Annotated in this window: 14 protein-coding genes and 3 pseudogenes; 11 read left to right on the forward strand and 6 right to left on the reverse strand. The window is 34.6% G+C overall.

Annotated features, from left to right (window positions below; translation table 11 throughout):
* The first annotated feature begins 31 nt into the window (after positions 1–31).
* The 3 genes from ycaC (at position 32) to ACFX4W_RS15205 (ending at position 2889) form a co-directional block, all read left to right on the forward strand.
* Positions 32–676, forward strand: a complete 645-nt coding sequence (gene ycaC / locus ACFX4W_RS15195; protein ID WP_025753100.1) for an isochorismate family cysteine hydrolase YcaC — start codon at positions 32–34, stop codon at positions 674–676.
* A gap of 248 nt (positions 677–924) precedes the next feature.
* Positions 925–2016 carry a low temperature requirement protein A gene (locus ACFX4W_RS15200; protein WP_141235301.1) on the forward strand — a complete coding sequence of 364 codons (1092 nt, stop codon included), beginning with the start codon at positions 925–927 and terminating at the stop codon, positions 2014–2016.
* A gap of 36 nt (positions 2017–2052) precedes the next feature.
* Positions 2053–2889: an alpha/beta fold hydrolase gene (locus ACFX4W_RS15205; protein ID WP_280560072.1), complete on the forward strand. Its 837-nt coding sequence runs from the start codon at positions 2053–2055 to the stop codon at positions 2887–2889.
* Positions 2890–3242: 353 nt separating this feature from the next.
* Here ACFX4W_RS15205 and ACFX4W_RS15210 read toward each other — a convergent pair whose 3' ends face one another.
* A complete protein-coding gene (locus ACFX4W_RS15210; protein ID WP_043980926.1) occupies positions 3243–3860 on the reverse strand; it encodes a methanogen output domain 1-containing protein in 618 nt (205 codons plus the stop codon).
* A 302-nt stretch (positions 3861–4162) separates the two neighbouring features.
* Positions 4163–5062 carry an alpha/beta hydrolase family protein gene (locus tag ACFX4W_RS15215; protein WP_280560071.1) on the reverse strand — a complete coding sequence of 300 codons (900 nt, stop codon included), beginning with the start codon at positions 5060–5062 and terminating at the stop codon, positions 4163–4165.
* A 211-nt stretch (positions 5063–5273) separates the two neighbouring features.
* Between ACFX4W_RS15215 and ACFX4W_RS15220 the strand changes: the two genes are divergently transcribed.
* From ACFX4W_RS15220 to ACFX4W_RS15230, 3 genes are all read left to right on the forward strand, one after another.
* On the forward strand, positions 5274–6056 hold the full coding sequence (locus ACFX4W_RS15220) for a GNAT family N-acetyltransferase (protein WP_280560070.1): 783 nt from the start codon (positions 5274–5276) through the stop codon (positions 6054–6056).
* Positions 6057–6305: 249 nt separating this feature from the next.
* On the forward strand, positions 6306–6737 hold the full coding sequence (locus tag ACFX4W_RS15225) for a terpene synthase (RefSeq protein WP_098332779.1): 432 nt from the start codon (positions 6306–6308) through the stop codon (positions 6735–6737).
* Between the two features lie 151 nt (positions 6738–6888).
* The gene (locus ACFX4W_RS15230; RefSeq protein ID WP_280560069.1) at positions 6889–7407 is read left to right on the forward strand and encodes a GrpB family protein; all 519 of its coding nucleotides are present in this window, start codon (positions 6889–6891) and stop codon (positions 7405–7407) included.
* Positions 7408–8029: 622 nt separating this feature from the next.
* Here ACFX4W_RS15230 and ACFX4W_RS15235 read toward each other — a convergent pair.
* Entirely contained in the window at positions 8030–8614 is a 585-nt protein-coding gene (locus tag ACFX4W_RS15235) for a LysE family transporter (protein WP_162214749.1), read from the reverse strand.
* 113 nt (positions 8615–8727) lie between these two features.
* Here ACFX4W_RS15235 and ACFX4W_RS15240 point away from each other — a divergent pair, with 113 nt between their 5' ends.
* Together ACFX4W_RS15240 and ACFX4W_RS15245 are read left to right on the forward strand one after the other, a co-directional pair.
* Positions 8728–9282: a helix-turn-helix domain-containing protein gene (locus ACFX4W_RS15240; RefSeq protein ID WP_028409913.1), complete on the forward strand. Its 555-nt coding sequence runs from the start codon at positions 8728–8730 to the stop codon at positions 9280–9282.
* Positions 9283–9604: 322 nt separating this feature from the next.
* Positions 9605–9802: pseudogene (locus tag ACFX4W_RS15245) on the forward strand (carboxymuconolactone decarboxylase family protein); the annotation flags it as partial.
* 685 nt (positions 9803–10487) lie between these two features.
* Here ACFX4W_RS15245 and lepB read toward each other — a convergent pair.
* Positions 10488–11033, reverse strand: a complete 546-nt coding sequence (gene lepB, locus ACFX4W_RS15250) for a signal peptidase I (protein WP_280560068.1) — start codon at positions 11031–11033, stop codon at positions 10488–10490.
* 564 nt (positions 11034–11597) lie between these two features.
* Complete coding sequence (locus ACFX4W_RS15260; RefSeq protein ID WP_280560067.1) at positions 11598–12002, reverse strand: hypothetical protein; 405 nt, start codon at positions 12000–12002, stop codon at positions 11598–11600.
* A 189-nt stretch (positions 12003–12191) separates the two neighbouring features.
* Between ACFX4W_RS15260 and ACFX4W_RS15265 the strand changes: the two are divergent.
* Together ACFX4W_RS15265 and ACFX4W_RS15270 are read left to right on the forward strand one after the other, a co-directional pair.
* Positions 12192–12296, forward strand: a pseudogene (locus tag ACFX4W_RS15265) (sensor histidine kinase); the annotation flags it as partial.
* Between the two features lie 73 nt (positions 12297–12369).
* Positions 12370–12486 carry an alpha/beta fold hydrolase gene (locus tag ACFX4W_RS15270; RefSeq protein ID WP_237074268.1) on the forward strand — a complete coding sequence of 39 codons (117 nt, stop codon included), beginning with the start codon at positions 12370–12372 and terminating at the stop codon, positions 12484–12486.
* Between the two features lie 84 nt (positions 12487–12570).
* Here ACFX4W_RS15270 and ACFX4W_RS15275 read toward each other — a convergent pair whose 3' ends face one another.
* Complete coding sequence (locus ACFX4W_RS15275) at positions 12571–13098, reverse strand: hypothetical protein (RefSeq protein ID WP_237074269.1); 528 nt, start codon at positions 13096–13098, stop codon at positions 12571–12573.
* Between the two features lie 254 nt (positions 13099–13352).
* On the opposite strand from ACFX4W_RS15275, the pseudogene ACFX4W_RS15280 reads away from it, so the two are divergent.
* Positions 13353–13931: pseudogene (locus ACFX4W_RS15280) on the forward strand (spore germination protein); the annotation flags it as partial.
* Positions 13932–13944: the final 13 nt, after the last annotated feature.

Raw genomic sequence — 13944 nt, forward strand, 5'->3', positions numbered from 1 at the left:
TTACTTGCCTTAATTTAAGGAGGATTATAAAATGTCTGATCTTTACTCTCGCCTTTCAAAAGATGATGCTGCCGTGCTTTTAGTTGACCACCAAACGGGGCTTATTTCTGGCCTTGTACGTGACTATGGTGTTGATGAATTTAAAAACAACGTATTAGCTCTTGGTGATACGGCTAAATTCTTTGATTTACCGGTTATTTTAACAACTAGCTTTGAAAATGGACCCAACGGCCCGCTCATGCAAGAACTCGTTGATCTGTTTCCTAATGCGCCAAAAATAGCTCGTCCTGGACAAATTAACGCGTGGGACAACGAAGAGTTTGTTAAAGCCATTAAAGCGACCGGGAAAAAACAGCTGATTATCGCCGGTGTAGTGACAGATGTCTGCGTTGCTTTTCCTGCACTTTCTGCCATTAAAGCAGGCTACGAAGTGTTTGTTGTGACGGATGCTTCCGGAACGTTTAATAAGCAAGTGGCAGATGCAGCATTAACGCGTATGGCTCACGGGGGCGCACAGCTTATGAACTGGTTTAGCGTAGCGTGCGAGCTTCAGCGTGACTGGCGCAACGACGTTGAAGGTTTTGGCAACTTAATTTCTAGTCATCTTCCTGGTTATCAAAACTTAATGGGCAGCTATAGAGGAGCTCAGCGCGATTTCAGCAAGCAGAGTGTCTAATAACATAGCATGCTAAAGGTCGTTCTCTTTACATATAAGACATGAAAGTAGAATGGCATCTGTGGATCATTTATGTGACGGAGAAAACGTAACGACATAAAAGTAATTGTTAGATAGGTGAGCCGACTGATGAACAGCTGGCTCACCTATCTTTTACTACGCTACCTGTCATGAAATATGCGTCTCTTGTATATAAAATAAAGTATATTAACGACAGCTTGATAGATGATAGGAAGGGATGCGGAGTAGTGGAAGAAAAAAAAGTTACGTGGCTGGAGCTTTTTTATGATTTGTTATTTGTGGCAGCCGTTGCGACTGCTACGCATGTTTTGCTTCACGTTGAACAAGGGTATATTCATGGAGAGTATTTGTTAAAGTTTGTACTGATCTTTATTCCGATATGGTGGGCGTGGACGGGACAAACGATGTTTATCAATCGATTTGGACAAGATTTTTTGCATCAGCGCATCTTTATGATTCTTCAAATGCTGTTTGTTCTTATCATGATCTCAAGCTTGTCCGTAGATTTTGATCAATATTACGTGTCTTTTTTGATTGGCTATATCGGGCTAAGAGCGTTAACCTCGATTCAATATCTTATTGTCCAAAAATTTGAACAGAGTGAGAGAAAAAAAGTTGCTGTGTTTTTAGGAACATGCTTTGGAATTGGGATTGTTATCTCGCTTCTGTCGCTCTTTTTTGATTCATGGGTCCGCTACGCCGTGTTATATACAGGAATTGCAGTGGACATGATTTTACCTATTTTAGGACATAAGCGACTAGCGAAATTACCGACCAACACGGCTCATTTGTTAGAACGCTTTGCGTTACTAACATTAATTTTGTTTGGAGAATCCGTTGTCAGCATTCTTGCTGTGATACAGCCACAAAAAGGGGACTGGAATACCATTTTATTTTCGGTTATTTCATTTGTCCTGATCATCGCCATGTGGTGGCAGTACTTTGAGAACGTAGAAAAGAAAGTGAACAAGTCTATTCAAAGAGCCGGACAAACGATTATTTACGGACACTTACTTATCCTCATGTCTCTAAGCATGATTGCAGCATCGATTAAGCTCATGTTTTTACATGAAGTTCAGTACACATTCAGCTTATATTTTGTATTCGGATCCGTGCTGCTTTACTTCATGGCAACCACTCTTGTTTTTCACCAGTATAGATTCGAAGAACATCGTTTGAAAGTGTATCATTTAGGCTTGTTTTTAGGGATTTTAGCTGTGTTTTTTATTATTAACTTACTTTTAGTCGTCCCGAACACCCTCATCATAGGAGAGTTAGCCATCTTTTTTATTATCTACGCTAGGTTTACGACCACTTAACCAAATAAAGAACGACTATATACTGGAGGTAGCGAAATGGCAAAAATTAATGTAGGAACAGAAAATGAAGCACCTGTTGAACTATACTACGAGGATCACGGGACAGGAAAGCCGGTTGTCTTAATTCACGGCTGGCCGCTAAGCGGACGGTCTTGGGAATATCAAGTTCCGGCTCTTGTTGAGGCTGGATACAGAGTCATAACGTATGACCGCCGAGGATTCGGAAAGTCTTCTCAGCCATGGGACGGCTACGATTATGAAACATTCGCTGCTGATTTACATCAGCTGCTAGAACATTTGAATTTGAAAAATGTGACGCTAGTCGGGTTTTCAATGGGCGGCGGAGAAGTAGCTCGTTATGTAGGAACTTACGGAACAGATAGAGTAGAAAAAGCTGTATTTGCAGGAGCTGTACCACCATTTCTTTATAAGTCAGAAGATCATCCTGAAGGAGCATTAGATGATGCAGGAATCCAAGAATTTGAAAACGGCGTAAAAAATGATCGCTTAGCTTTCCTTGATGATTTTACAAAAACATTTTTTGGGGTTGAAGACGGAAATGACTTAGTCAGCGAACCATTTCGACTTTACAACCGGGATATTGCAGCAGCCGCATCGCCTAAAGGGACACTAGACTGTATAGCTGCTTTCAGCAAAACGGATTTCAGAGACGATCTAGCCAAGTTTACAATACCTACTCTTATTATTCACGGTGATGCAGACGAAATTGTTCCATTCGAATATAGCGGAAAGCGAACGCATGAAGCCATTTCTGGTTCCAAGTTAGCTTTAATAAAAGGCGGTCCGCACGGCTTAAATGCCACGCATGCACACGAATTTAACGAAGCGCTGCTGTCATTTTTAAAAGACTAAATATAAATGATTATTTTGTAAGTGAAAATCTGACGTATGAATAGGAAAAGCGAAAAGAAGTTGCCGGAGGGCGCTTCTTTTTTATCAGTTCATGCAATTAACAAAGGCATTCTGATCGCTCCAAGGATTCTTTAGGGTGACGCATCTGATTCTTAAGCATAAGATTACAAATAAAATTCCTAAATAGCTATAATAACTTTTACTTTATTTTTTCTGCTTACCATAATAATTAAAATGAGTGATAAAAACAAAGAGCAAACCTTTAATTAAAGGCTGCTCTTTGTTTTGTACGTCTTGTTTTGCTTCTCTAACTAGAACAAAATGTCTTAATAGTTAAGTGTGGTAATACAATGCTATTTACGTAATTCTTCTAATTCCGCAAGAAGGGTTTCAATCATTTCATCGCTTCTTCGAAGTTCTTGATTAAGCATATGAATCGTTTCCTCTTCCCAATTGAAGGGGTTCCCATAAGAAGGGGTAATAGGAAGATCTTCATACACATCTCCATTTTCTTCACTGTGCTTTGTAAAATATATAGCAACTTCACACATTGGATGACCAAGAGCAATACGCTGACGCAAGCTCACTTTTCCATAGCCGAATTTCCGAGCTGCAATTCCTCCAAACACACTAGATGTCATCTTACATAAATGAGGAGCATCCTGTACGACGTCACCAAATGGACATTGAGTAGCGCTTACAACCACATGGTCTGGATAAACGGACACAATTTCAAAGTGACCTCCAATTGAATTTTTAAGGTCAATTATAACTTCTGCATATTCTTCTACCGTCCACTTTTCATGCTTATCGCTATAAAAGTCTTCCATCCATTCTCCAGTACGAATACCAATTTGTTTAATATATTCTTCAGCTACGGGACCTACCGTTTTTTCATGAATCATTGCGTACTGTGTAATAAGTTTAGACAAAAATACATGTCCGCTTAGCTGACCTTTTTTTAAAGCCATATTGTAAATCCCCCTTTTGTTTTGTAAAAGAGCAAAAATATCAATTCAATAGGCAGCACTTTTTCTATATATCTTTATTTCTTAATTATTACAGATTAATAAGATCGCGTGTTATGTTTTTTGAATTTAAAAATATTTTTTGTAAATACTGGCTTCTTTTTAAAAAGAAAGAAGGAGACTAGCATCATGGACCTTATAGGAAATAAAAATCCCTTAGAAGCTCATCAGTTTCTAAGAGATTTTAACTGCTCTTTCTAGATATAATTGCTTCAAAAGAAAAGGTGGTACAACTCACTAATCTGTTAAAAAGGACCTAATAAAAAGTTCAATATAGTGTTTTGCAGGTCCTCATGAAACTCTTTACGATTAAAGCCTGCCGGGTCCTGAGAGGGAAGAAAGGTAGGAGATTTCATAAAGTCGGGAAATGGGCTGAGAAATGAAAAATGCCCTCCATTTTCTACAACGATATGCTGAACTTTTTCCGCATCAGAAACCCCATTTAACACAAATTCCCCGTGAAAAGAAGGAGTAATCGTATCTTTTTCGCCTGTAATCATTAAAATAGGTATATTCACGTCTTCAAGAGCGCCTTTTTCCCTGAACCATCCGGCGGCTGGCGCTAAAAGAATAAGTGATTGAACCCGCTTATCATGAGTAATAGATAAACAATAAGGCTTTTGATCAGGAGATTCAGAAGGAAAAGAAGTGGGAACTCCACCTGCTACAGCAAGAGCCGTATATCCTCCCATTGAATGACCAATAAGAGAAATATTATTTGATTTAATGGATGGAGAAAAGGAACTTTCTTTTAAAAACCAATCGATTACAGTACGTATATGGATAGGCCGATTTTTTAGGTTATCTATTGTTCCAGATAGCGTATTATCCTCTCGATTATTAAAGAGATGCTGCGGTATTCCTACAATAAAACCATTACGTGCTAAAAACTGGGCAATGGTTCGATAAGCAAGAGGCGTGCTTCCATCTCCATGAGAAATAATGACTAAAGGAAATGATCCATTTGAAAGCGGAGCATCTTGCGCAGCGCTTATCGTGTAAGGTCCTATCTTTTCAACTTGTTCTTCTTTATATGTAGGATACATAATAAGGAGAGGCAAGGCGTGTTCATTTGCTTGATCTTCTATATCTACGAATTGACATCCGGCATAAAATGACTGTCTTTCAAGTTTTCTTATTTGCACTTATATACTCCTCCTTACTTTTAACAATCTTTATTATAACAAACTTCTATATGAAATTTTTTTTGATTTAGCCCTCCTGAAAAAGAGTAATCAACCTTTATTTTAATTATTCCTCGGGCTGTTGTTATATCGATAAAGCACGTTATGATAACTAAATCTGTGCATGCACTTATATAATGAAGACAGTGATATTTATTAAGGGGGAAATCAAATGCATTGTTTAGAACCAAAAGATTATTACAAGATAAACAATATGTTAGAAGCGTCATTTAAGACTCCTACATTTGCTTTTTCTGTCGTTAATCATGTCATTCCAGGATCTGTGTACGTAAATGATATGATGAGTCCATCATCAGGATTTCTTAGAATAGGTGCAGGTGACTATTATGTATTTGGACAAGGCAATGACGAGGTATTTAATAACTTTATCTATCGTTATTTTGTTGAGAACGTGTATGGTAAGGAGAAGCGGTTTACGGTTTTTACTCCATCCACTGACTGGGAAACTGTTTTTGACGAAACTTTCAAAACGTATGTAAAGAAAATGACGCGTTCTAAGTATAGGTTTCTTTCTTCAAAAGTTCATTCTACGCACAGCCTGTCCAATCTCTATGAGTTAAAAGATTTTAACGCTGATTCTTTAAAGAAAAGTGAGAATTTCAATGAATCATATATAGTGGAGTACTGGGGATCAGAGAGTAATTTTCTGAAAAACGGATTAGGAGTTTGTCTAATCCATAAAGAAGAGATTATCGCTGAATGTGTGTCCATTTTTCATAGTGGAACCATAGCTGAAATTGATATTGTGACTAACCCTAACTATAGAGGCCAAGGATTAGGAAAGATAGTGGGCCAGGCATTTATAAATAAATGTTTAGAAAAAAACGTTATGCCTGCTTGGGATTGCGATAATCACAATAAAGCATCGAAAGCACTAGCCAATAAACTTGGGTTTTCGAATGAAGAGGATTACGCTTTATATGTATTAAAATGAAAAGAGAATGAGACATAAATAAATCAATACAATCTACAGACGAACGAATGGAATGCATGAGCGAATGGCTTGTTACACTGGGGTTGATTCGGTGCAAGACGCCGCTTTCCGCAGGCGGCCGATAAGCCTTGCCCTCTAATTAACAGAGCACAAGATGATTTTGCTGTAAACTGAATTCTATGCTCGTTAGGTTTAACAGTATCTACTTTATTAAAATATCCTGAATTCTTATTTGGGTAGGAGGACCTTATGATATCGTTTAATAGAATTATAAAATTGCGGGATTTGGAAATTTTTCGAGTGTCAAAAAACGGAACAATCTTTTCTTATGTAGTTATTGAAGACACGAGAAAGCCATTTACAGAAGAAGATAAAAAACTAGATCCATTATGTTATATGGAGGAAGAAGATATTAACGCGATTTTAAATGTGTTTAGGATTTCATTAATCAATGATGAAAAATTAAGTGAAGAAGAGTCACTTTTTCTAAAATCGTTCTTTTCAGATTTTGTTAATAATACAAATTTAACGAATTTTATTATTACGGAATACATTCAAGAAGATTTGTATGATCATGACGTTAATATAAAATTTTTTAATAAAATTTTAAAGGATATAGGTTCAAATTATATTATTGAAGAATTTGATGAAATGAACTGGATTTATTTATCTCAAGATTAAAATATAACGATGGGTACTATATACAAAGCTAGTTTACATAAATACTTTTCTAAGAAGGCATATATTATAATTTAGAAGATACTAAGATTTTTGCAATCAATTTAATCCTTTAATATATTGTCCATGTGATAAAGGATTAAGGGGGATAAAAATGAATATTACAGTAGTTGAACATAATCCAAATTGGAAATACGAATATCTAAACGAAGAATACTCAATTAAGGAAATGCTTCAAAAAGAATTGGTAAATATTTTTCACATTGGAAGCACTTCTATTCAAAACTTAAAAGCAAAACCTATTATTGATATTCTATTGGTAGTTAATGACATTAGAAGGTTAGATAATTACTCAGACCAATTTGAGAAGCTCGGATATGAAGTAATGGGGGAGTTTGGAATCAAAGGAAGAAGGTATTACCGTAAAGGTGGGGATAATCGCACCCATCAAATTCACGCTTTTCAGTATGATAATATTCAAGAGATTGAAAGACACTTATCTTTTAGAGATTATCTTCGTCAAAATCAAATGGTAAGCAATGAATATGGAACATTAAAAGCTGAGTTAGCTCATAGATTTCCCAATGATATCGAGGGCTATAGTGATGGTAAGGATGCATTTGTTAAAAGAATCGAAAAAGAAGCGCTTAAATGGCATTGGCTTAATCGTTGAAATTAAAGAAAAAGAGTTAAACTAGTTAATATAATATTGTGTCTCAATACATTGTATACTCCATCAAAGTTAGTTACCATGATCATTCTTTCCCTAATTTATAAAAGAACGATCCCTTAATACACAGGGGGTCGTTCACTTTTTGACTCTCTCATTTATACACGACTTTATACATTGTTAAATTATCAACATTTCTATCACTCGTGAAACTGGAAGACTTGCATGAAAAACACTCTTTTTTATAAATATGGTAGTATTTTATATCTCGTCTTATATCTACCCTGAAATTTTCTAACCTAATTTTTGTGTAGAAATGGGCTGCTGTAGCTAAATATTAAATAACTATTGAAATTTCATAACAAATTAATATTGATCATATTTTATAAAATTAAAAAGGTAAGCAAATCAATAGATACATAAGAGTATCCTTCTCGAATTATGCATAACTGGTCAATTTATATTTTTAAGCAAAATAGTGATATAAAGTACAATATGTACGTTATAACGTTCGAGGAGGGGTTAATATTTCGCATAAGAGAAGTACTGACTTTTCAATAAAATGAATATTTCTAACGTTAAAATGATTCCATTGTTAAAATGGATCCTTAATCAAATAAGCAAGTTATTTGATAAGAATGGAGACTGCACTATACATTAATAATAAAGCCATAACTATATTAAACTGGCTTTTATACTTTGAGAGAAATTTTTGAAAAACCGAACCAAATAAACTCCAACAGAAAGTACTTACAAAGCCCACAAAAGCTAGAAATAAAGAATACATTATTAAACTAAAATTCGAGTTGTGATATGGAAGAATAAAGGTTGCTATAGCCGTTATACCATACAGAATACCTTTTGGATTTATAAATTGTAAAAGCATCCCCATGAAAAAACTGTTATTCCTGTTTTCATCGTTATTTTTATCATCATCTTTACTCAAAATAATTTTTATAGCTAGATAGACCATATAGATTGCTCCTAAGACCGTCATGAAAAACTCAATTTTTGGGATGGAATTTTGGAGTAAAACATTAAAATAACTACATAACAACATTACTATGAGAAAGCCTGCACCTACTCCTAAACAAAATTTTGTAGTCTTTCTCAAACCGTATTTGTTAGCAAATAACATGGCCATAATATTGTTAGGACCAGGGGTAAAACTGGTCACAAAAATATATAGCAAAAATGATAATAATGGCATATTTGTACCTCCTCTAATATGTATATTATAATGTTCAAAAAGGACGATATAACGTCGTGCTTTTTATTTTACATTATGGTCGTTATATTGTACATAGTGATAGGAGTGTATTTATGGAGGAAATAAATCTTATTATCGCCAAAAACCTAAAAAATTTTAGAGAAAGTAAGAAATTAAGTCTCGAAAAAGTTGCAGAATTAACTGGGGTAAGCAAGACAATGATAGGGCAAATTGAAAGAGGAGAATCGAGTCCTACAATTACAACTATTTGGAAAATAGCTAATGGATTAAAAATTTCTTTTACTTCATTAATAAATAATCCTCAGCCAGACACCAAAGTCATTTCAAAAACCGACATTCAAATATTATCTGAAGACAACGGAAAATATCAAGTCTACCCTTATTTTCCCTTCGAGGATGATAGGCGCTTTGAAGTTTATTCTGTAGAAATAGAAGAAGGTGGATCTCTAGACGCTGATTCGCATAGGGAAGGGACTGAAGAGTTCATAACTGTCTTTGAAGGCGAACTCACTATAAGTGTAAATAGCAATGAATATACGATAAAGAGTGGGAATGCTATTAGGTTCAAAGCTGATAGAGCTCATTCTTATTATAATCGCGGAAAAACATTAGCTAAATTAAGTATGATCATATATTATCCAGTTTAAATAGCGTTCTTCAAGAACGCTATTTTATTTTTGTATTAAACCGGTACAACTAATGAAAGATTTAATGGCCAACCAATAAAGCAGTGAATCGTTAGATACTATGTAGCTACAGCAGTAAGCTTACCTGTCCAAACAAAAAATAAAGAATAACCCTCTTACTGCAGTAGGAGATCAGCTCGATCCTATCAGCAGGATTGTTATATACCTCGGTCTTTTACTTTATCCAATATATTTAGCATTTGTAATTGCCTTATCTAGAAAAAATAAAAGCCGATAAATAAAGAAACTACATCTTTTAAAATGAAGCAGATGCTATAATGCTGTTACCGTTCGTACTCGAATATGTACGAATGAATCCTTGATCAGCATTGGCAACACCGAACAAATGCCTTTTTATCTGCAGTTGGCAAAAAAGAATGGCGTCACTGAAAAAGAAATGATCGCTTTAATAACCCATATGGCTTTTTATGTGGAATGGCCAAAAGCAGCTGCAGCACTGAATATTGTAGTGGAGCAATAATAACAAATCAAAATTATGTTTAAAAATAAGGTAGGGCGGTTAACCATTAGCGGCATAGAAAGTGGAAAGACTACTTCCTATGATTCTTAGATTTTTGTATTATATAGGTTTTTATGTTAGGTTGTGGATATCCTTCTGTTGTGTTAGAAAGGAGTGAATTCATATTTTAAAAATAGCAATTGCTTCAATCATTGCAGGGGTTTTGTTTAGTCTTTGTACAAAATTAGTGATGTATACAAGATGGTCCAAGTTGTTTGTAAAGGCTAATGAAGATACTCATAGGCCACTTAACTTTGCTCTTCTGGGGGCTTTATTTACCGTTATTATGTTCATTATGTTTTTAATTGTAAAACCTTTTACATAGGAATAACGTTATAGCTGGAGTGATCAATTATTAATCTTTCATATTTAGGAATAGGTTTTGTAGCTATTTTGCTATCTGCATTTTTGGTGAAGATGTTTGTTGCCAATGATACGCTATCTACCATTTTTTTAGTTTTGATTGCTGCTGTAGGAGCAGCAGCGATTTCTCACTTTCGCAGAAAATATAAGGAAAAATGAATTTAAACAGGAGCTGCAGTTAGTGTAGGGCTTAAAGCAACAATGCTTCATTTCATGTGACGGACTGGAAAAGAAATAGAAAAAGCTCCCTTTCATAAGGGAGCTTTAAAAGATTTTACTTAATCTATTCAAATTCTTTTAAAGGCCAATAAGCTAATTTAGCTTTTCCTACAATTTTGTCTACGGAGATTGTTCCTACTTCAGGTGATCTGCTATCTAAGCTGTACATTCTATTATCTCCCATGACAAATAATTGACCCTTTGGGACAGTTTTGCTGCCTATATAATCTTCAAGTTTAAAACCCTCAGTTAATGGGCCTGTTCCTATTTCTTTTTTATATTGATCTAAATAAGGCTCTTCATATCTTTTACCGTTTACATATAGCGTGTCATTGCGATATTCTACATGATCACCAGGTAAACCAATGACTCTTTTAATATAGTCTTTTTCCTTTGTAGCATGAAAAACGATAATATCAAATCTTTTTATATTATCTGGGTTATTTTTACCCACTTCATTAAGAATAATGTGTTCACTGTCTTTTAAAGTCGGCATCATCGATTCACCGTCTACTACTATAGGTGTAAATAGGTACTCTCTTACCACAAAAGCCAGAATACAGGCAATGATAATGGATTTAATCCACGAAAAAAGCTCTTTCTGTTTCAATTGAAAACTCCTCTACAAGCGTAATACATGTTTAAAAGTATAACATAATATATAGAAATAAACCTTTAATTTAACAATTAAAGGTTATATATGCTAGCATTTACAGCGGAAAAGAAGTAATTAATTCTGAGTATATTGGAAATTCTAATTATGCATATACAGGAGAATTAGTATTTAGTGAAAAATCCTTACTTATGGGTGGCGGTGTAGTAGGAGTTGGACGACAAGAAGACTCTAAAGATAAAGATACAATAAAAAAGGGTTATAACGCTGCTTCGTACTCGGATAAGTATGAATGAACACTTATAAAGAGCAGCCTCGTCATTGGCAAACGAGGCTGCTCTTTAATTTTTTTAGATACTTGTCCTACAAATTTTATTTTTCATCTTCACACACAGAAAAGTTTGTGATACAATTCACATGTGAAGATATCCATAAGGATCTAACACACTCTTGAATGTAAAGTAGAAAAAGCTATTTCACTCCGATGCCAATACGATTGAAATAGCTTTTTTTGCGTTCAGATTATAGATACGAAAAAATTGTTAGCATAATAAGGGAAGTTTATTTTTTGATTCTAACTAATGTTTTTTCAGGCATTTCAATAGCATCTATATCAAAATAATGGATGTTTAAAGTTAGTGCTCCTTTTCGCTTTTCAGCTTCTTCTCCTATCCAACAGCTATACAATTCAAAAAAATCTCCTGATTTAAGATAGTGATCCATCAATCGACACAGTGCAAGTAGTTTCTCTTTTGATTCTTTCAGTCTGCTTTTATTCATATATTCCGTGATTTCAATTCCCCAGTCACTTGACACTTCATAAACATAAGAAGTAGTAAAGTGATGTTTCTTTATGTTTAATCGATGCATTTTATCTGAAAAGCAGCTTCCAATAGTAACTATATCATCCAGTTCGTCATTAATAGGTAATTCTACATTCGAACCTATATAGGTGGCTAAACTCATTTGTATTCACTCCTTTTTCCATCTGAATAATCTATTACATTTCATAGAATTAACCTAATAAAAACTTACATAGCATGATTAAAAAGGTTTTTCCTTAAATTTTATTATAGATGATCAGGTTTTATTCGAGCTTGACTATTATTCTATTTAATATAAAGGGTAAGATTCTAATTTTTATAAAAAGAAAATATTGAAATACCAGAAGAATCACTTTTTGTTAGGGGAGATGAAAGTGCAATTGAAAGGATTCTTAATAATTTAATTTCTAATGCAATTCAGTATGGTTCTGATGGTAACGAGAATACCTTCTTATCATACAGCTGAATCCTTTGCAGCTTGGAACCTATTTCAAAGAGACCTTACACGTTTGTCAAAGAACAGTAAACATATTATTGTGGAGGGCGCAGGGCACCTTCTTCATGTTGATCAACCTCAAACCATTATTAATATTATTAAAGCTACATGGGAAGAAGTGAAAAATTAAGTTGGAGCTAATATAATACTTGTTCCAATAATCAAAAAAGCCTTTAGATTAATAAATCTAAAGGCTTTTAGTATAACTAGGTATTTAATATTCCTTGTATGCAACAGTTACATCCTTATAATCACTAGGACTGATTGGATCAAATAGATAATGGATTTTCAATTTGTGATGATCCATCCATTCTAATTTGTAGTTATCCTCGTAAAACATTCTGTAACCGTCATCGCCACGAATATCCACAAGTTTTTTTGATAATATTTTAAATTTCAACAGTTGATAGACCTCACTATGACGCGTTTCTTTAACTACAAACTCTTCATTCCTATTAGGGGAATAAAAAGCAGTGTATGTAGCATCGCTATCTATAATTAGCCACCAGCAAAAATTACTTACTATGAGAAAAGTCGCGCATATAACAGTAAGGGTTTTTAAAGTTTTATCTTTTAGTTTATACATAATAATCCTGGTAACAGATAATAGAATTACGATATTTATAGTCAGTTTAATAATATCCTGAGAAAAGTTGGAGCCTTGCACATAAATACCATTCGAATTTAAAACAAATATTATAATTCTTAGTAGAATACTTAATACACAAATTGATAACGTCACACTAAAATTTCTTCCCAAAATGATTTTACCTCTTCTAATTAGTGTTATAACCTTCAAAAACTTATCCAATATAGATTTGCACTAGCAATCAACCCAAAAGATATAAATCCTGCAATTTTTACAGGGTGAGTAATTTTATATGTAACAAAGGGGTTAACTCTTCTTATTACCTCTGCGAAGAGTAGAGTACCTATGGATGCGAGTGCTAGTCCAAGCAACAAAGCATTCTCCTTTAACTGAACAAAATCAAAAANGCTCTTTTTACACCGGCTGTGTATATTGCGTTTATTTCGTTTCACCCAGGAATGATTCCCACTAAGTTAGCTATTTCCATTATAGGAACAAAGTCTGGAGTGCCATTTCCAGCCCTTATAGAAGCCTTATTCATGGAAGTAGCTATTGAAATCTTGAGGGAAGCCGGACTCCGATTACCAAAGCCAATTGGTCCAGCAATGGGAATTGTCGGAGGGTTAATCATTGGAGAAGCTGCAGTGCAGGCAGGGATCGTTAGCCCCATTTTGGTAATCGTAGTGGCGTTAACTGCCATTTCATCGTTTTCTATTCCGCAATATAGTGTAGGGATTACATTACGTATTCTTCGCTTCGCAGCCATGCTTTGTGCCGCCATCCTTGGATTATATGGCGTGGTTTTATTTTTCCTTTTCATGATGAGCCATTTAGTAAAACTAAAAAGTTTTGGTGTACCTTATATGAGTCCAGCTGTTCCTTATCGTTTAAGTGAATGGAAAGACTTGATGGTCCGTATGCCTCTTATGATGATGAAACGACGTCCAAAGATGATGCATACCAAAGATCCTTTACGTAAAGGATAACCTCTCATGAAAG

Source organism: Priestia sp. YIM B13489, from assembly GCF_042787645.1.
GTDB lineage: Bacteria > Bacillota > Bacilli > Bacillales > Bacillaceae_H > Priestia > Priestia megaterium.

Bases quoted from the DNA above. Each gene is read 5' to 3' on its own strand.
- ycaC (WP_025753100.1), top strand. From the start codon at position 32: ATGTCTGATCTTTACTCTCGCCTTTCAAAAGATGATGCTGCCGTGCTT.
- ACFX4W_RS15205 (WP_280560072.1), top strand. From the start codon at position 2,053: ATGGCAAAAATTAATGTAGGAACAGAAAATGAAGCACCTGTTGAACTA.
- ACFX4W_RS15210 (WP_043980926.1), bottom strand. From the start codon at position 3,860: ATGGCTTTAAAAAAAGGTCAGCTAAGCGGACATGTATTTTTGTCTAAA.
- ACFX4W_RS15220 (WP_280560070.1), top strand. From the start codon at position 5,274: ATGCATTGTTTAGAACCAAAAGATTATTACAAGATAAACAATATGTTA.
- ACFX4W_RS15225 (WP_098332779.1), top strand. From the start codon at position 6,306: ATGATATCGTTTAATAGAATTATAAAATTGCGGGATTTGGAAATTTTT.
- ACFX4W_RS15230 (WP_280560069.1), top strand. From the start codon at position 6,889: ATGAATATTACAGTAGTTGAACATAATCCAAATTGGAAATACGAATAT.
- ACFX4W_RS15235 (WP_162214749.1), bottom strand. From the start codon at position 8,614: ATGCCATTATTATCATTTTTGCTATATATTTTTGTGACCAGTTTTACC.
- ACFX4W_RS15240 (WP_028409913.1), top strand. From the start codon at position 8,728: ATGGAGGAAATAAATCTTATTATCGCCAAAAACCTAAAAAATTTTAGA.
- ACFX4W_RS15260 (WP_280560067.1), bottom strand. From the start codon at position 12,002: ATGAGTTTAGCCACCTATATAGGTTCGAATGTAGAATTACCTATTAAT.